15 protein-coding genes and 1 pseudogene are annotated in these 17615 nt (G+C 66.8%); 7 read left to right on the top strand and 9 right to left on the bottom strand.

The window, feature by feature from the left end; all coding sequences use genetic code 11:
• Positions 1–981: 981 nt before the first annotated feature.
• The gene (locus tag DNK59_RS20725; protein WP_110724413.1) at positions 982–1602 is read right to left on the bottom strand and encodes an HAD family phosphatase; all 621 of its coding nucleotides are present in this window, start codon (positions 1600–1602) and stop codon (positions 982–984) included.
• A 164-nt stretch (positions 1603–1766) separates the two neighbouring features.
• Here DNK59_RS20725 and DNK59_RS31945 point away from each other — a divergent pair, with 164 nt between their 5' ends.
• Both DNK59_RS31945 and DNK59_RS20715 read left to right on the top strand, forming a co-directional pair.
• A complete protein-coding gene (locus tag DNK59_RS31945; RefSeq protein ID WP_162884127.1) occupies positions 1767–1973 on the top strand; it encodes a DUF6021 family protein in 207 nt (68 codons plus the stop codon).
• A 95-nt stretch (positions 1974–2068) separates the two neighbouring features.
• A complete protein-coding gene (locus DNK59_RS20715) occupies positions 2069–2254 on the top strand; it encodes a DUF2188 domain-containing protein (protein ID WP_110724412.1) in 186 nt (61 codons plus the stop codon).
• 67 nt (positions 2255–2321) lie between these two features.
• Here the strand turns inward: DNK59_RS20715 and DNK59_RS20710 are convergent, their stop codons facing one another.
• The 5 genes from DNK59_RS20710 to DNK59_RS20690 form a co-directional block, all read right to left on the bottom strand.
• Positions 2322–2936 carry a hypothetical protein gene (locus DNK59_RS20710; RefSeq protein ID WP_092316164.1) on the bottom strand — a complete coding sequence of 205 codons (615 nt, stop codon included), beginning with the start codon at positions 2934–2936 and terminating at the stop codon, positions 2322–2324.
• Positions 2937–2986: 50 nt separating this feature from the next.
• On the bottom strand, positions 2987–3592 hold the full coding sequence (locus DNK59_RS20705) for a hypothetical protein (RefSeq protein WP_110724411.1): 606 nt from the start codon (positions 3590–3592) through the stop codon (positions 2987–2989).
• 39 nt (positions 3593–3631) lie between these two features.
• A complete protein-coding gene (locus DNK59_RS20700) occupies positions 3632–4045 on the bottom strand; it encodes a hypothetical protein (protein ID WP_110724410.1) in 414 nt (137 codons plus the stop codon).
• Positions 4046–4196: 151 nt separating this feature from the next.
• On the bottom strand, positions 4197–5969 hold the full coding sequence (locus tag DNK59_RS20695) for an acyl-CoA dehydrogenase C-terminal domain-containing protein (protein ID WP_110724409.1): 1773 nt from the start codon (positions 5967–5969) through the stop codon (positions 4197–4199).
• A gap of 243 nt (positions 5970–6212) precedes the next feature.
• Positions 6213–7835, bottom strand: coding sequence for an acyl-CoA synthetase (locus DNK59_RS20690; protein ID WP_110724408.1), 1623 nt, complete (start codon positions 7833–7835; stop codon positions 6213–6215).
• 180 nt (positions 7836–8015) lie between these two features.
• On the opposite strand from DNK59_RS20690, the gene DNK59_RS20685 reads away from it, so the two are divergent.
• Entirely contained in the window at positions 8016–9905 is a 1890-nt protein-coding gene (locus DNK59_RS20685) for a PAS domain S-box protein (RefSeq protein ID WP_110724407.1), read from the top strand.
• The gene (locus DNK59_RS20680) at positions 9902–10537 is read left to right on the top strand and encodes a response regulator transcription factor (RefSeq protein WP_092316152.1); all 636 of its coding nucleotides are present in this window, start codon (positions 9902–9904) and stop codon (positions 10535–10537) included. The genes DNK59_RS20685 and DNK59_RS20680 overlap by 4 nt, the downstream gene beginning before the upstream one ends.
• Before the next feature lie 3 nt (positions 10538–10540).
• Here the strand turns inward: DNK59_RS20680 and DNK59_RS20675 are convergent, their stop codons facing one another.
• Together DNK59_RS20675 and DNK59_RS20670 are read right to left on the bottom strand one after the other, a co-directional pair.
• Positions 10541–11137, bottom strand: coding sequence for a TetR/AcrR family transcriptional regulator (locus DNK59_RS20675; RefSeq protein WP_110724406.1), 597 nt, complete (start codon positions 11135–11137; stop codon positions 10541–10543).
• Positions 11130–11981 carry a 3-hydroxybutyryl-CoA dehydrogenase gene (locus tag DNK59_RS20670; RefSeq protein ID WP_110724405.1) on the bottom strand — a complete coding sequence of 284 codons (852 nt, stop codon included), beginning with the start codon at positions 11979–11981 and terminating at the stop codon, positions 11130–11132. Before DNK59_RS20670 ends, DNK59_RS20675 begins: the two co-directional genes overlap by 8 nt.
• Positions 11982–12152: 171 nt before the next feature.
• On the opposite strand from DNK59_RS20670, the gene DNK59_RS20665 reads away from it, so the two are divergent.
• Complete coding sequence (locus DNK59_RS20665; protein WP_110724404.1) at positions 12153–13193, top strand: AraC family transcriptional regulator; 1041 nt, start codon at positions 12153–12155, stop codon at positions 13191–13193.
• Positions 13194–13283: 90 nt separating this feature from the next.
• Here DNK59_RS20665 and DNK59_RS20660 read toward each other — a convergent pair whose 3' ends face one another.
• Positions 13284–15152, bottom strand: coding sequence for a sigma-54-dependent Fis family transcriptional regulator (locus DNK59_RS20660; RefSeq protein WP_110724403.1), 1869 nt, complete (start codon positions 15150–15152; stop codon positions 13284–13286).
• Between the two features lie 350 nt (positions 15153–15502).
• Between DNK59_RS20660 and DNK59_RS20655 the strand changes: the two are divergent.
• Together DNK59_RS20655 and DNK59_RS20650 are read left to right on the top strand one after the other, a co-directional pair.
• Positions 15503–16597, top strand: a pseudogene (locus DNK59_RS20655) (ATP-NAD kinase family protein).
• Between the two features lie 2 nt (positions 16598–16599).
• Positions 16600–17577, top strand: coding sequence for a thiamine pyrophosphate-dependent dehydrogenase E1 component subunit alpha (locus DNK59_RS20650; protein ID WP_092316140.1), 978 nt, complete (start codon positions 16600–16602; stop codon positions 17575–17577).
• Positions 17578–17615: the final 38 nt, after the last annotated feature.

Genomic DNA, 17615 nt, shown 5'->3' with positions numbered 1-17615 from the left:
GGGTGGGGCTGGCGGTTTCGCTCTTACAGCGAGTGGGATGGGGTACATATCCATTCCTGCGGTCACGGCCACTTAGGGTTTCGCCCTTACGGCGACTCACTTTTGTCAAACGACACAAAAGTAAGCAAAAAGTCTTGCCCCTCCATACGGCCCCTCGCTAGGGCTCGGGGTGCCCGAGCTCCGGCATTGCTCCGGGGGCCCGCCGCCAACCGGCCATCCATGGCCGGGTGGCGGCTAGCTCGGCATCCATGCCGAGCTGCCCCCTACGCAACGCCTACGCTCGGCCTGCTGGGAAGGGGCCTGAAGATCAAGATCAAGATCAAGATCAAGATCAAAAGCCAAAGCCAAAGCCAAAGCCAAGGTGCGCAGGCTGGTTCCTTGTAGCCGCTGCCGGAGGCTGCGAACGAGCGCTTGCGCTCGCAAAACCAGGCGGCGCGATATGTCAGGAATATCGGGGAGGCAGGTTTAGCGTCTCCTGCGGAGCCGTGCGCAGCCTGCGGCAGCGGCTACAGAGTATGTGCGTTCTGTAGCCGCTGCTGAGCCTGCGAAGCTGCGAAAAGGTCCGCAGGACCTTCAGCCCTCCCAAGAGCAACGTCGCCCAGTGAAGGACAAATGAAACAAGGCCGGCCGGCAGGCCGCCGTCAGATGTTGATCTTGCTCTGGCTTTTGATCTTCCTGCCCCTTTAGACACGATGGCCGAACGCAGGCATTGAGCCGTGGGTAACCCGGCAGGGATGCCGGGTTAGCCGCACTGGGCCATGGATGGCCCATTGCGGCGGCCCACGGATCAATGCCGGAGTTCGGGCATGCCTCGCTATGCGAGGCACCGAGTGGAGGGGCAGGAGCCTTTGGTTACTTTGGGCTCTTCAAAGTGACTCGCTGTAAGAGCGAAACCCTAAGTGGCCGTGACCGCAGCAACGGATATGTACACAGCCCACCGCAACAACGGATACGCACACTCCACCCCCCCAAAAAAAAACCTCAAACCACCCCCAACTCCCCCAACTGCCTCCGCGTCTCCTCCGCGGCCACATGATGAATCGCCCGCCAGCCCAGCGCTCTGGCCGCGACGATATTCGGCGCATGGTCATCGATGAACACCAGTTCCTCAGGCGCCACCCCCGGCATATGCGCGCGAATCCGCCCCAGGGCCGTGTGATAGATCTCGGCATCCGGCTTGATCTGCCGTTCCTGCCCCGACACCACGATGTCGCGAAATTTCTGCAAGAACGGGTAGTGCTCCCAGGCATAGGGAAAGGTTTCCTGGGACCAGTTGGTCAAGCCGAACAGCGGCACCTGCGCCTGGTGCAGTTCCTCCAGCAGGGCCACGCCTTCGTCCAGTGGCCCCTTGAGCATCTCCGGCCAGCGCCCGTAATAGGCCTCGATCAACGGCGCATGCTCGGGATACTCGGCCACCAGGCTGCGGGTGGCTTCGGCCAGGGGCCGGCCGGCGTCTTGCAGGGTGTTCCAGGCCTGGGTACAGACGGTGTCGAGGAACCACTGGCGACGCTCATCGTCGGGGATCAGTTGGCGGTACAGGTGATGCGGGCTCCAGTCGAACAGCACGCCACCAAAATCGAAAACCACGGCACGAATCGTCATCAGCACTTCCTTTTGAGCGGTTGTGGGCCAGGGCGTCATCCTGCGACGCTGCTCGCTGCAATGCAATTTGCCGGTGGCCATTGGTCCGCTGGCCGGCACCCTGGGAACGGATCGCGATCCAACGGCTGTCCCCGCCTTTTTGCGGGCTAGCACAGGAGCTGACCATGGCTGCCAAGACCCCCACGGGGCCGCGCTCGTCCGAGCACGCCTCGAATCACCACGACCCGGGCTTCGACCCCGATTCGCCAGACCTCGCCGATCCCCAGGTCGATCCGGTGGGCCCGGCCAGGGCGCCCCTGGATCAGCCGGAACCCGAGCACCAGCGCAAGCGCTCGCGCGCCTACGACCCTTTGGCGAACCTGAGGAAATGACCGCGTCGCGCCGACATGCGGCCGTCGCCGGAGGGTGCTGCGGGTGTAAGGTAAAACGCCCAAGCCCCAGCCACGCTGACAAAAGGGAGGTGTCCATGAGTACGCCGCTGCTGAACAAGTTGCAGATCAACGGTTATCAGGTATTGAGCGTCAACCACGGGCCCTGGAAGGTCTGTACGGCCGGTGACCGGCTCGCCACTTTCGGCACCCGGGAAGAGGCCATGGCTTTCGCCGCCGCCTTGCCGGTGCGCAGAGCGTCACCGGCCACCAGGCATCGATAGCACCCGGCAGAAAAAAGCCCCGATCGCTCCGGGGCTTTTTTCTGTGCGGGCTGCTGCCAGCGTCGGTTCAGTCGACAATCACCGGCTCGTTCGGGTCATCGCTCAGGCATACGGTCAATTGCTCCCCGGCCTTGTTGAACGCACAGCGGGGCAGGGATTGCTGCTTGATGAAGCTCAGCGGTGGCAGGATGAACGCCGCTGCCAGGACCAGCGCCCACACGGTTTGCAGAAACAGCACATCGGCGCTGGTGGCGGCGGGCCGTGAGACGAGGCGTCGGCGCCAGTAGAAGTACAGGCCGCTGATAACGAACAGGCACAGGATGCCCAGCATGTAGTCCAGCTCCCAGTCCTGGGGGCTGAACGCACGGCTGCCATCTTCATCATCCGGGTAGGTGAGCCGCCACCAGGCTCCGAGCAGCAATGGCACCAGCCCGGCCAGCAGCCATGCCATGCGCGCGCCGGGCATCCGAGTCAGCAGGGCCAGGACCAGGCCGATCAGGCACAGCACCCAGGCAAACAGGTACAGCTGAAACCCCATGGCCCCGCCGAACAAGGTGCCGCTGACATCCCGCGGTTGCATCATCTGCACGTCGCACAACAGCATCACCGACAGCGGGATGGCGACGACGATCCAGCACAGGGGGCGGTACAGCCACAACCACAGGGTAAACAGGCGAGACATGGGCACACTCATCAAGGTCGAGAAAAGGAGGAACGAAGTCGGGAGGACGCTCAGTCGACAATCACCCGGCTGCCAGGGCCCAGGCATACGCTCAACTGATTGCCGGCCCGGTCGAAGGCGCAGTAGGGCAGGGGCTTGCGGGTGATGGCCAGCAGCGGCGGGAGGATGAAGGTCGCCGCCAGCACCAGGGCCCACAGGGTGCGCAGCAACAGCCCATTGCGAGTGGCGGGTGGGCGCGGCTTGAGCCGCTGCTGACGCAACAGGTGGACGCCGCCGTAGACCAGGGCGAAGCCGAAGACCATCACATAGTCCAGCTCCCGGGGCTGGATGCTGAAGATCAGGTTGCCGTCGAAATCATCCGGGTAGTTGATCCGCCACCACAGGCCCAGCAGCCCTTGCACCAGCCCGGCGACGATCAGGGCCAGGCGTGCACCGGGCATCCGGGTCAGCAGCGCCAGCACCAGGCCCAGCACGCTGAGGGCCCAGCCGCCCAGGTACATCAGAAAACCCATGGAACCGCCGAACAGCGTGCCACCGACCTCCCGGGGCACGATCAGGTGCAGGTTGCAACGGATCATGCTGGCCGTGGGCGCGGCCACGGCGATCCAGCACAGCGGGTAGTAGAGCCGGGACCAGAAGGTGTACAGGGGCGACATGCAGGGACTCGAAAATGACAGGGCCGATGAGGGTTGGATTCAGATGAACAGCAAAGCGCAGGCAACCGCGAACAGCACCAGGGCGAGGCTGATGCCCGCCAGGGGAATGCGAAACCAGTAACGGATCGCCAGCAGCCACAGGCCGGCGAGAAAGCCCAGGCCGATCAGCAGCAGGCCGCGGGCTTCCAGTAGCAGGGCCGGGTGCAGCCAGGCCAGGTAGCCATAGACCAGGCCGAACAGCATCGTCCCCAGGCTATGGCTGGCATTGAATCCGACCCAGGCGCGCCACAGGCTGGTCTGGCGGGTGATCAGCGGCGACACCTGGCGCATGCGTTCGGCCAGGGCCGGGTCACGGGGCTGGAATTTGTCGGTGGCGAAGGTGTAGATCAGGTGCAGGCTGCCAAGCAGCAGCATGATGGCTGAGCTGGCGATGATCAGGGCGGGGGCCAACACGTTTCTTCCTTGGGCGGTGTCCGGGTGCGAAGTATGCCGGGCCGCTTGAGGTTTTGCATCCGTGGGGTGTGCTGTTGCCTGAGCTTGGAGCTTGGAGCTTGGAGCTTGGCGCTGAAGCTGGGGCAGGGCGGCGGGCGCCCTGCCCAGGCACTCAGAACTGCTCGGCCTCCAGGCCGAACAGCGGGGAACTGCCGGCGCGGATGCTCTGCTCCAGGCTGAGGATGCGCGGCAGCAGGCGGCTGAAGTAGAAGCGCGCGGTGGCCAGCTTGGCGCCATAGAAGCCGTCGTCTTCGGCGCGCCGCTGCTCGGCCACCTGGGCCATGCGCGCCCACAGGTAGGCGTAGGCCACGTAGCCGAACAACTGCAGGTATTCGACGCAGGCGCTGCCCACCGCGTTGGGGTTCTGCGCGGCCTGCTCGCGCAGCCAGTCGCTGAGGTCTTCCAGGCGCTGCACCGCGTCCAGCAGCTCGGCGGCGTAGGCGGCGCCGGGCAGGTAGGCGTAGTCGCGGATCTCGCCGGTGAACAGGCGCAACGCCACGCCGCCGTTGCCCACCACCTTGCGCCCCAAGAGGTCCAGGGCCTGAATGCCGTTGGTGCCTTCGTAGATCTGCGCGATGCGCACGTCGCGCACCAGTTGCTCCTGGCCCCATTCGCGAATGTAGCCGTGGCCGCCGAAGATCTGCTGGCCGAGCACGCAGCTGTCCAGCCCGGTGTCGGTGAAGAAGGCCTTGGCCACCGGGGTCAGCAGCGCCACCAAGGCTTCGGCGTTGTGCCGCTCGTGGGGCTGGTCGGCGAACTTGGCCAGGTCCAGTTGCTGGCCGACGTAGCTGGCGAAGGCCCGGCCGCCTTCGGTCATGGCCTTCATGCTCAGCAGCATGCGCCGCACATCGGGGTGGACGATGATCGGGTCGGCGATCTGGTCCTTGGCCACCGGACCTGCCGGGGAGCGGCTCTGGATGCGTTGGCGGGCATAGGTACGGGCGTTCTGGTAGGAGTTCTCGGCGCAGCCGATGCCCTGGATGCCGATCGACAGGCGCTCGTAGTTCATCATGGTGAACATCGCCGCCAGGCCCTTGTTGGCCTCGCCAATCAGCCAGCCGCTGGCGCCGTCGAAGTTCAGCACGCAGGTGGCCGAGGCCTTGATGCCCATCTTGTGTTCGATGGAGCCGCAGCTCACCGCGTTGGCCGCGCCGAGGTTGCCGTGGGCATCCACGTGGACCTTCGGCACCAGGAACAGCGAGATCCCCTTGGGCCCGGCCGGGGCGTCCGGCAGCTTGGCCAGCACCAGGTGGATGATGTTCTCGGTCAGGTCCTGCTCGCCGCCGGTGATGAAGATCTTGCTGCCGCTGATCCGGTAGCTGCCGTCGGCCTGGGGTTCGGCGCGGGTGCGGATGATCCCCAGGTCGGTGCCGGCATGGGCTTCGGTCAGGCACATGGATCCGGCCCAGCGGCCTTCGTACATTGGCGGCAGGTACAGCTGCTTGAGCGCCTCGCTGGCGTGGGCGTCGATGGCCAGGCAGGCCCCGGAACTCAGGGCCGAATACAGGGCGAAACTGGAATTGGCGGCGTAGAGCATCTCTTCGAACTGCACCGCGAGCATCTTCGGCATGCCCATGCCGCCGTAGGCCGGGTTGCCGCTCAGGCCGACCCAGCCGCCCTCGATGTAGGTGCGGTAGGCCTCCTTGAAGCCGGCCGGGGTGCGCACCTGCCCAGCGTGCCAGCTGGCGCCTTCCTCGTCGCCGCTGCGGTTGAGCGGGGCGATCAGGTTGGCGGTGACCTTGGCCGCTTCTTCGAGAATCGCGTCGGCGGTGTCGGCGTCCACGGTGTCGGCCAGGGCCGGCAGGCGCGCCCAGAGCTTGGGCGCGTTGAACACTTCATGCAGGACAAAGCGCATGTCGCGCAGCGGAGCATTGAATTCGGGCATTGCAGGAACCTCGGGCAAAAGGGGAGGTTGAACGGCCGTGGCCGCATGAATCGAAAACCCAGACCCCGCCACCTGGTAGGAGCCGGCTTGCCGGCGAACAGGCCCGCAAGCCATGCATCGCCCTGGCCGAGGCCTTCGCTGGCAAGCGGAGCGCCGCCCGGCCAGCTCCTGCGAGGGATGGGCCGGTGAGAGCGCCTTCGCTGGCAAGCCAGCTCCTACAAGGGCTGGGTCGGTGTATTCAGGCTAGAGGTTTTTCGCCAGGTCGCGCAGGACGAACTTCTGGATCTTGCCGGTGGAGGTCTTGGGCAAGGTGCTGAAGACCACGGTGCGCGGCACCTTGAAGCCCGCCAGGTGCTCGCGGCAGAAGGCGATGATCTCGGCTTCGCTCACGTCCTGGTGGTCGGCCTTGAGGGTGACGAAGGCGCAGGGCGTTTCCCCCCATTTTTCGTCGGGCCGGGCCACCACCGCCGCTTCCAGCACCGCCGGGTGGCGATAGAGCACGCCTTCCAGCTCAATGGTGGAGATGTTCTCGCCGCCGGAAATGATGATGTCCTTGAGCCGGTCGCGGATCTCGATATAGCCGTCCGGGTGGGTCACCCCCAGGTCGCCGGTGTGGAACCAGCCGCCCTCGAAGGCCTCGGCGGTGGCGCTGGGGTTCTTCAGGTAGCCCTTCATCACGGTGTTGCCGCGCATGAAGATCTCGCCGATGGTCTGGCCGTCCCGGGGCGTGGGTTCGAGGCTTTTCGGGTCGGCCACCATCAGCCCTTCCAGGGTCGGATAGCGCACCCCCTGGCGTGACTTGATCTGCGCCCGCTGTTCCAGGGGCAGCTCATCCCAGGCGGCGTGCCAGGCGCAGAGGGTCACCGGGCCATAGACCTCGGTCAGGCCGTAGACGTGAGTGACCTTGATGCCCATTTCCTCGACCGCGCCGATCACCTTGGCCGGTGGCGCGGCCCCGGCGACCATGGCGTTGACCGGGTGGTCGATGGCCGCCTTGGCCGATTCCGGCATGTTCACCAGGGCATTGAGCACAATCGGCGCGCCGCACAGGTGAGTGACCTGATGCTCGCGGATCAGGTTGAGGATCTTCTGCGGATCGACCCGGCGCAGGAACACATGCACGCCGCCCAGGGCGGTGACGATCCACGGGTAGCACCAGCCGTTGCAGTGGAACATCGGCAGGGTCCAGAGGTACACCGGGTGGTTGCCCATGGCCCAGATCATCTGGTTGCCCAGGGAATTGAGGTAGGCGCCGCGGTGGTGATAGACCACGCCCTTGGGATTGCCGGTGGTGCCCGAGGTGTAGTTCAGGGCGATGGCTTGCCATTCGTCCTGCGGCCACTGCCAGGGATACTCCGGGTCGCCCTCGGCGAGAAAGGCCTCGTAGTCCAGATCGCTGACCGCCTGGCCCTCGCCGTATTCCGGGTCGTCGACATCGATCACCAGCGGTGGGTGGTCGAGCATCGCCACCGCGGCGTGGATCACCCCGTGGAACTCGCGGTCGGCGATCAGCACCTTGGCTTCGCCGTGGGCCAGCATGAAGGCGATGGCCTCGGCATCCAGGCGCACGTTGAGGGCATTGAGCACGGCGCCGATCATCGGCACGCCAAAATGCGCCTCGAGCATCGCCGGGATGTTCGGCAGCATCACCGCCACCGTGTCGTTCTGGCCGATGCCACGGCCGGCCAGGGCCGAAGCCAGGCGCCGGCAGCGGCTGTAGGTCTGGGCCCAGGTGCGGCGGATCGAACCATGGATCACCGCCGGATACTCGGGGTAAACCGCAGCGGTGCGCTCGATGAAGCTCAAGGGGGAGAGGGCGATATGGTTGACGGCAGACGGCGCGAGGCCTTGCTCGTAGATGGACATGGTTCGGGTACCCGGTGGCTGATTATTAGCTCTATTGGCCGAGGCTTTTTACAGGCGCTCGGTGACTTATCCGGGGTCTTTTATATACTGTTTGTCGATTGATATGGAAGTACTACCTGAGTTGTATGGTATTTGTACTATATTAAAAAGCCGCTGTTGCCTCCCACAGGTTGATTGACGATGCCCACCTCCACCCACCTGAGCCGCTGGTTGCAGCTACAGCGCGAAGGCCAGCTGCCGGACTCGCCCTGGTTGGGCCACGACCCGCAGCCCAGCCTGCTGCTGGACGCCCAGGCGCAGCCGCTGGACCTCAACCCGGCGTTGCGCCAGTGGCTGGACGATGCGGCCACTGGCGATCTCGCGGCCCTGCTGCCGATCAACCACCCGGCCCTGGTGCGCGCCTGCCTGGAGCAGCAGCGCGCCATCGAACAGGTGGAAGCCCAGTGCGGCGAACGCATCCTGCTCTGGAGCTTCATCCCCGATCCCCTGCGCCAGCGGGTGCTGGCGCGCTGTCAGGAGGCCACCGCCCAGGTCCAGGCCGAGCGCGACTCGGCCCGGGCCCGGCGCCTGTACCGGTTGATCACCGAGAACACCACCGACCTGATTTCCCGGCACACCCCGGACGGCACCTTCCTCGACGCTTCGCCGGCGTCCTGGACTCTGCTCGGCTACTGGCCCGAACAACTGCGCGGCCTGCTGGCCCGCAGCCTGTTCCACAGCCAGGGCCTGGCCGGGCTGATGCAGCGCACCCGCGACGCCCTGGAGCAGGACGGCTACCACACCATGACCTACCGCATCCGCCACCGCGACGGCCATTACCTGTGGTTCGAAACCGCCTGCCGCGGCATCCGCGATACCTACACCGGCACCGTGGTGGAAGTGGTGGCGGTGTCCCGGGACATCACCGCCCGGGTCCAGGCCGAAGAGAACAAGCGGCGCCTGGCGGAAGTGGTGGAAGCCAACCCCGACCCGGTGCTGTTCATCCAGCCCGGTGGCGCCGTGACCTACCTCAACCCGGCGGCGCGGCGCACCCTGGGGCTCGCGGCTGATCAGGCGATGCCCGGTCTGGCCTCGATACTCAGCGCTCAAGTACTGGACAGCCTGCAGCGCGAGGGCTGGGAGCGCGCCGAGCGCAGCGGCCGCTGGAGCATCGAGGCGCGCCTGCAACCGCCGGCCGGCGGCGCCTCGGTGCCGGTGTCGCTGATGCTCCTGGCCCACCGCGCGGCCAGTGGCGAGCGCTTCTATTCCCTGGTGGCCCACGACCAGAGCGAGCGCGAACTGCGCGAGGCCCAGCAGCGCCATCACCAGGACGAGCTGGCCCACAGCGCGCGGCTGGTGACCCTGGGCGAACTGGCCTCGGGCATCGCCCACGAGATCAACCAGCCACTGGCGGCGGTGGTCAACTACGCCAATGCCAGCCAACGCTATTTGCAGGCCCTGGACACCCAGCCCGAGGCCGCCGGCAAGGTCGCCCAGGGCCTGGAACGGATCGCCGAACAGGCGACCCACGCCGCCGAAGTGATCAAGCGCCTGCGGGCCTTTTTGCGCAAGGGCGGGCGCCGGGTGCAGGCCCTGGATATCGCCGAGGTGGCCCGGGAAACCGTGCGCCTGTGTGCCTGGGAAGCCCAGTCCTGTGAGGTGGCGATCGAGTTGCGCCTGGCGGATAATCTGCCGCCGGTGTACGCCGACCGGGTGCTGCTGGAGCAGGTGCTGCTGAACCTGTTGCGCAACGCCATCGAGGCCAACCGCGAAGTGCATCCACAGCAAGGCTCGAACATTGTGCTGGGCGCCGAAGCGGCGGCCGAGGGCGGGGTGCGGATCAGCGTCAGCGACCAGGGGCCGGGCGTCTCGGCCGAGCAACTGCCGCAACTGTTCACCCCGTTCTACACCAGCAAGGCCAACGGCCTGGGGCTCGGATTGTCCATGAGCCGCAGCATCGTCGAAGGCTTTGGCGGCGACTTGCAGGCCAAGCCCCAGGACCGTGGCTTGACGATGTGCTGCTACCTGCCGGCCACGGCCCCGGCCGATCCCGATGCAACTTCCCACCCAACCACAGGAGCAAGGCAATGACCCGTGAGGCGCAGCAGTTGGTGTATGTGGTCGACGACGATCCGGGCATGCTCGACTCCACCGTCTGGCTCCTGGAGTCGGTGGGCCTCAAGGCCGTGCCCTTCACCAGCGGCCGCGAGTTTCTCGAACACTGCGACCCCAGCCTCAACGCCTGCGTGCTGCTGGATGTGCGCATGCCCGGCATGGGCGGGCTGAATGTCCAGGAAGAACTGCGCCAGCGCGATATCCACCTGCCGCTGATCTTTGTCAGCGGCCACGCCGACGTGCCGATCGTGGTGCGCGCGTTCAAGGCCGGAGCGGTGGACTTCATCGAGAAGCCCTACAACCAACAGCTGCTGCTGGACAGCGTGCAGCAGGCCCTGAGCCGCGCCGACCGCCATCAGAGCCAGAGCGCCGGGCAGGCCCGGGTGCAGGCGTTGCTGCAGAGCCTGACGCCACGGGAGCAGGACGTGTTGCTGCCCCTGGTGCAGGGCTACACCAACCGCGAGATCGCCGAACAGCTGGGGGTCAGCATCAAGACCATCGACCTGTATCGCTCACGGGTGATGAAGCGCATGCAGGCCGAGCACCTGCCCGCGCTGGTGGGCATGGCGATTGCCGCTGGCCTGGTGGACCCGCTGCAGCTGCGCTGAGGCTCAGGCCACGTTGCTGTGCAGCGGTGCGCTCCCCATCAGCCGCTCGATGGCGCCGCTGAGCAGGTTTTCCAGCAGGACCTCGCGTTCACGCTCGGGCAGTGGTTGCTCACTCAACCAGCCGGGGGCGCTGTTGAGCAGGTTGGCCAGGGCATGGGCAGCGGCGCGCTGGGCCGCCGCACCGAGGCCGGGCGGGGTGCCCAGCAGTTGCAGCAACTGCTGCTCGTAACGCTCGCGCAATTGCCCGACCCGCACCTGCTGGTCGGGATTGAGGCAGCCGCTGTCACGCTCCACCAGGCGAAAATGCCGTGGCAATTCCCGGTGCAGCTTCAGGTGGGCGCGGATCAGCGCCGGCAGGCAGTCACCCTGCAGCTTGCGTCGCTGCAGGCGCTTGAGGGTGCTGTGCAGCTCATCGAAGAACTCCTCGATCAGGTCCAGCAGCAGGTGCTGCTTGCTCGGGTAATGGTGGTACAGCGAGCCCGGGGTCAGCCCCAGGTGGCTCGCCAGCTCACGCATGCCGACCTGGCCGAAGCCCTTGCTGGCGAACAGCTCCAGGGCCTTGTCGCGGCTTTCGGCAAAGCGTGAGCAGCGCTCAGCCATAGTGATGGAAACCCCGACCGGTCTTGCGCCCCAGGTAACCGGCGGCAACCATTTCCTTGAGCAGCGGCGCGGGGCGGTACTTGCTGTCGTTGAAGCCATCGTAGAAGGCCTCAAGGATCGCCAGCAGGGTGTCCAGGCCGATCAGGTCGGCCAGGGCCAGCGGGCCGATCGGCTGGTTGCAGCCCAGGCGCATGCCGGCGTCGATGTCCTCGGCGCTGGCCAGGCCTTCCTGGAACACCAGGATCGCCTCGTTGATCATCGGCACCAGGATGCGGTTGACCACAAAACCCGGGCGGTTGCCGGCGGTGATCGCGGTCTTGCCCAGGCGCTGGGCCATGTCCATGGCCAGGGCGTGGGTCGCGTCGCTGGTCTGCAGGCCGCGGATCACCTCGATCAGGCCCATCACCGGCACCGGGTTGAAAAAATGCAGGCCGATAAAGCGCTCCGGCGCGCTGACGCTGGCCGCCAGTTGGGTGATCGACAGCGACGAGGTGTTGGAGGCGATCACGCACTCGGCGCTGACCTGGGCGGCGATCTGCTGCAGCACCTTGAGCTTGAGGTCCAGGTTCTCGGTGGCGGCTTCGATCACCAGTTGCGCATCCTTGAGCACGCTGTAGTCGGTGCTGATGCGGATCCGGCCGAGGGCGGCGCGCTTGTCGTCTTCGCTCAAGGTGCCTTTGCTCACCTGGCGGTCGAGGTTCTTGCCGATGGTGGCCAGGGCCTTGTCCAGGGCGCCCTGGGCGATGTCCAGCAGGGTCACGTCAAAGCCCGCCTGGGCGCAGACCTGGGCGATGCCGTTGCCCATGGTGCCGGCGCCGATCACCCCGATAGTCGCAAGATTCATCTTCAGCTCTTCCTTTGTTCATGGCCTTCGCGGAGCATGGCGCGGTTGCCTTGCCCTGCGGGTTATCCAGCGCGAGTCTAGAGCCGCACACGGTGGCCGGCCTATGCCGAAAGCGGTCAAGGGTGCTGGCGTTTTTTGCCATAGGTCCTGCTACGGGAGTACAGCCTCTACATGCGTGAAACGGATTCGGTCGCGGTCTACTTTGTCCGGGTGATGACCCACGCCCTGCGCCAGCAGCCGGCGCGGCTGGCGGCGGTACTGAGCGAGGCCGGCATCGACCCGGCGTTGCTCGACCAGCCCCGGGCGCGGGTGTCCGGCAGTGCCTTCGCGGCCTTGTGGCTGATCCAGATCCGCGAGTTGCAGGACGAATTCTTCCAGCTCGACTCCCGCGGCATGCCGCCGGGGGCCTTTGCCCTGATCTGCCGCGGGCTGATCCAGGAGCCCAACCTGGAGAAGGCCCTGCGCCAGTGCCTGAACAACTTTGGCCTGTTTTTGCGGGACGTCGGCGCCAGCCTCGGCGTGCGCGGCAAGCGCGCGGTGATCAGCGTTGAAAGCCGCTGCACCGACCCGCTGCGCAGCCACTACGCCGAAGAAACCCTGCTGGTGCTGATCATCAGCCTGCTGTGCTGGCTGGGCGGGCGGCGGATCCCCATCGACCGCGCCGATTTTCGCCATTCGCGCCTGAGCCTCAGCGACGATGCGCTGCTGTGGGGCAGCAACCTGAGCTGGAATGCCGGGCGCACCGAGATCGAATTCGCCAGCCGCTTCCTGCGCCTGCCGGTGGTCCAGGACCTGGCCTCGCTCAAGGTGTTCCTGCGCAGCGCCCCGCAATGGCTGGTGATCCGTTTTCGCAACCAGCACGGCCTGACCACCCAGGTGCACCAGCGCCTGCGGGGCAGCCACTACAGCCAATGGCCGACCCTGGAAGCCTTCGCCCGCGAGGTGCAGATGAGCGCCAGCACCCTGCGCCGGCGCCTGGAGCGCGAGGGCGGCTCCTATCAAGAGATCAAGGACGAAGTGCGCCGCGGCGTTGCGGTCGAACTGCTGCGCCGCACCGGCGTCAGCATCAGCGAGATTGCCGAACTGACCGGCTTCCAGGAACCCAGCGCCTTCCACCGCGCGTTCAAGAAATGGACCGGCGAAAGCCCCGGGCGCTACCGCGCCCGTTTCCAGCCCGCCCTGCCTGATTCCACGACATCACGGCAACCGTAGGAGCTGGCTTGCCAGCGAAGGCGCCCGCAAGATCGGCGCGCAATCGGAGGGCCTGTTCGCCGGCAAGCCGGCGCCCGTGGGTGGTGTGGGTCAGACCGGGCTTCTGCCGGGCATCTGGATGCCGTGCTGCTGCACTCGGCGGTACAGGGTGGCGCGGGAAATGCCCAGGGCCTTGGCCGCCGCCAGCGGTTTCCAGCGGTGGCGCACCAGGGCGTCGAGCAGGACCTGGCGCTCGGGGCTGGTAGCGCTTTCCTGGGCGGGCAGGGCGCCTTCGGCTGTGGTGCCGCGCAGTTGCTCGGGCAAATCCTGCAACTGGATCAGCGGCCCTTCGCACACCGCGCAGGCGTAGCGCAGGACATGCCGCAGTTGCCGCACGTTGCCCGGCCAGCGGTAGCCCAGCAGGCACTCCAGCGCCGCATTGCCCAGTTGCACCGGTGCGCCGCAGCGCCGGGATTCCTCTTCGACTATCTGTGTGATCAGTGCCAGCCGGTCGCTGCGCTCGCGCAGCGGTGGCAGTTGAAAGCGCGCGCCGCCGAGACGGAAATACAGGTCCTCGCGAAAACTGCCCGCGGCCACCAGGGCTTCCAGGTCGCGGTGGGTGGCGCAGATCACCTGGATATCCACCGCCTTGCGTTGCGCGGCCCCCAGCGGCGCCACTTCACCCTCGGCCAGCACCCGCAGCAGGCGGGTCTGCAAGGCCAGGGGCATGTCGCCGATCTCGTCGAGGAACAGGGTGCCGCCATCGGCCTGTTGCAGCAGGCCCTGCATGCCCTTGTTCGAGGCCCCGGTAAAGGCCCCGGCGACATAGCCGAACAGCTCGCTCTCGATCAGGTTCTCGGGAATCGCCGCGCAGTTCAGCGCAACGAAGGGCCGCTCCCGACGCTGACTGGCCTGGTGCAACTGGCGGGCGAAGACTTCCTTGCCGGAGCCGGTTTCGCCCTGGATCAGCACCGGCAGATGCCGGTCCTTGACCCGCACCGCCAGGCGCAGGCTCTGTTCCACCCGCGGGTCCAGCTGTTCACCGGCCAGGCTCCGGCGCGGGCGGCTCTGGGGTCGGCGCGGCGCCTGCAAGCGGCCATGCAGCTCGGCGGACAGCGGGCACAGGACCTCGTCCCGGGCGCGCTGCAACAGCTGCGGGTCGAACACCTGGGCGATGTGTTGCGGCAGCCGCCCGAAGCGTTGCAACAGGTAGTGACGCGCCGCCGGGTTCAGGGCCCGCAGGCAGCCGTCGTCATCCCAGGCCAGCAGGTAGTCCGGCTGGCTATCGACATAACCCGGGCTGGCATGGGCCCGCAGCACCCAGTAGCCCTGGGCGCTGTTCATGAAGAACGCCTGTTCGATCTCCCGCGCGCTTTGCACCACCATCTGGCGGATCAGGTGCTGGGAGCGGCGGTCGTCCGGGGAGCGCACCGCCGACACGTCCAGCACCCCCAGCAGCTCGCCCTGGGGGTCGAACACCGGAGCGGCGGAGCAGGTCAGGCCGATGAACGCGGCGCGAAAATGGTCGCGCTTGTGCACGGTGATCGGGGTGCGCGCGGTGAGCACCGCAGCCACCCCGCAGGTGCCTTCTTCGCCTTCCGACCAGCAGGTGCCCAGGTACAGCCCGGCCTTGCGGCAGTCGTTGCGCAGGGTGGATTCCACTTGGTAGTCGATGGTCTGGCCCTGGGCGTCGGTGAGCAGCACGCAGTAGTCGGCGTCGCGCACCCGGCCATGCAGGCGGGCCACTTCCTCGCTGGCGATGCGCAGGAACAGCTCGGAGCGCTCGCGGCATTCCTTGAGCAGGTTTTCCGAGAGGATGCGCGGCCCCTGCAGCGAGCCGGGGTCCAGCCGGTGCTGCTCCATGGAGCGCCGCCAGGAATCGAGAATCAGGCTCGGCACCGGCGCCTGGGGCAGGTGCGCGGCGTTCTTCAGGACCCGGCTGACACAGTCCACATGGGCTTTGGAATGTGCGGAAAGCATGAAGGCCTCCGGTTGCAGCTTCTTATCGTTGTCGGCGCATTAAGCGCCGATCCACGGCCCTCGACAAGCACCGGACGGCGCCGTGGGGGCGGTGAGACGCAACGTCTCAGGATCTCGCCAAGGCCCCGTGCAGCCTGACATGCGACGTCTCAGGGACGGCGTTCCCCAATGCTCTGGGGCAAGCACGCCAGCCGCTCTGGAACGGCCTTCTGCGGAGATTTTCCGACAACTGGCACCGGCCTTGCTCTAGCCCTTGGCAACCAGTCCTTGGCAACCGGCTCCTGACCACCCGCGCTGACTGGCCCATCGAAGAATAAGAACGAGGTGCCCGATGTTTTCTCCTGCCTGTGATCCATCCGCGGTGCGCCCTTGAGCCGCCGTCCCCTGAGCGTCGGCATCATCGCCAACCCGGCCTCGGGCCGTGATGTGCGCCGCCTCACTGCCAACGCCGGGCTGTTCTCCAGCACCGACAAGGTCTCGGTGATCCAGCGTCTGCTAGCGGCCTTTGGCGCCACCGGCATCGAGCAGGTGCTGATGCCCACCGACATGACCGGCATCGCCGCCGCAGTGCACAAGAACAGCCGCAGCCGCCAGGCCCGGGAGCAGCACTGGCCGGCCCTGGAGTTCCTCGACCTGACCCTGCGCCAGAGCGTCGAGGACACCCGCCAGGCCGCCCGCTGGATGGCCGAGCGCGGGGTGGCGCTGATCGCCGTGCTCGGTGGCGACGGCACCCACAAGGCGGTGGCCGCCGAGGTTGGCGACATTCCGCTGCTGACCCTGTCCACCGGCACCAACAACGCCTTTCCAGAGCTGCGCGAAGCCACCAGCGCCGGGCTGGCCGGTGGGCTCTACGCCAGCGGTCGGGTGCCGGCCGAGATCGCCCTGCGGCGCAACAAGCGCCTGCTGGTGCGCGAACCGGCCCGGGGCCTGTGCGAAGTGGCCCTGGTGGACGTGGCGGTGTCGCCCCTGGCCTTTATCGGGGCCCGGGCCATCAGCCGTGGCAGCGACCTGGCCGAGGTCTTCGTGACCTTCGCCGAACCCCAGTCCATCGGCATTTCCGCGCTCTGCGGGTTGTGGCTGCCGGTGACTCGCCAGGAACCCCACGGCGCCTGGATGCGCCTGGACCGGCAATCCCCCGAAGCGCTGCTGGTGCCCCTGGCCCCCGGCCTGTTGCAGGGCTGCGGCGTGCTGGACGCCGGCTACCTGCAACCCGACGTCCCCCAGCCCCTGTGCCTGAGCGCCGGCACCCTGGCCCTGGATGGCGAGCGCGAGATCGAATTCAACCCCCACGACCGGCCCACGGTCACCCTGGATGCCGGCGGTCCGCTGAGCATCGACGTCAATGCGGTCCTGGAACACGCGGCGCGCGAGCGCCTGCTGGCCATCGACCGCGATCACCGGCAACACCCCGTGAACCTTCAGTCCCAAGACACCCTGGAGAATAAAAATGTCGACACCCCTGACCACTGATCAACTGCTCCACGCCTACCGGGTGATGCGCACCATCCGCGCATTCGAAGAACGCCTGCACGTGGAATTCGCCACCGGCGAGATCCCCGGTTTCGTCCACCTTTACGCCGGGGAGGAAGCCTCCGCCGCCGGGGTCATGGCCCACCTGCGGGACGATGACTGCATCGCCTCCAACCACCGTGGCCACGGCCATTGCATCGCCAAGGGCGTGGACGTCTACGGGATGATGGCGGAGATCTACGGCAAGAAGACCGGGGTCTGCCAGGGCAAGGGCGGCTCCATGCACATCGCCGATTTCGAGAAGGGCATGCTCGGCGCCAACGGCATCGTCGGTGCCGGCGCGCCGCTGGTGGTGGGCGCGGCCCTGGCCGCCCGGCTGCAGGGCACCGACGGCGTGTCGGTGGTGTTCTTCGGCGACGGTGGCTCCAACGAAGGCGCGGTGTTCGAGGCCATGAACATGGCCTCGGTGTGGAACCTGCCGTGCCTGTTCATCGCCGAGAACAACGGCTACGCCGAGGCCACGGCCTCCAACTGGTCGGTGGCCTGCGACCACATCGCCGACCGCGCCGCCGGTTTCGGCATGCCCGGGGTGACGGTGGACGGTTTTGATTTCTTCGCCGTGCATGAAGCCGCCGGCGCTGCCGTGGAACGGGCCCGGGCCGGGGAGGGGCCGTCGCTGATCGAGGTCAAGCTGACTCGCTACTACGGCCACTTCGAGGGCGACGCCCAGACCTACCGCGCGCCCGATGAGGTCAAGCATTACCGCGAGCACAACGACTGCCTGATGCAGTTCCGCGAGCGCACCACCCGTTCGGGCCTGGTGCAGGCCAGCCAGCTGGAGCAGATCGATGCCGACGTGGAAGCGCTGATCGAGGACGCGGTGCGCAAGGCCAAGACCGATCCCAAGCCGAGCCCGGCCGACCTGCTCAGCGACGTGTACGTCGCTTATCCCTGAGCGGCCCCTTAATCGCCCCCTACAACAAAAATCGAGAG

Source organism: Pseudomonas sp. TKO26, from assembly GCF_003225665.1.
Taxonomy (GTDB): domain Bacteria; phylum Pseudomonadota; class Gammaproteobacteria; order Pseudomonadales; family Pseudomonadaceae; genus Aquipseudomonas; species Aquipseudomonas saponiphila.
This window is presented reverse-complemented; position numbering and strand designations above follow the sequence as displayed.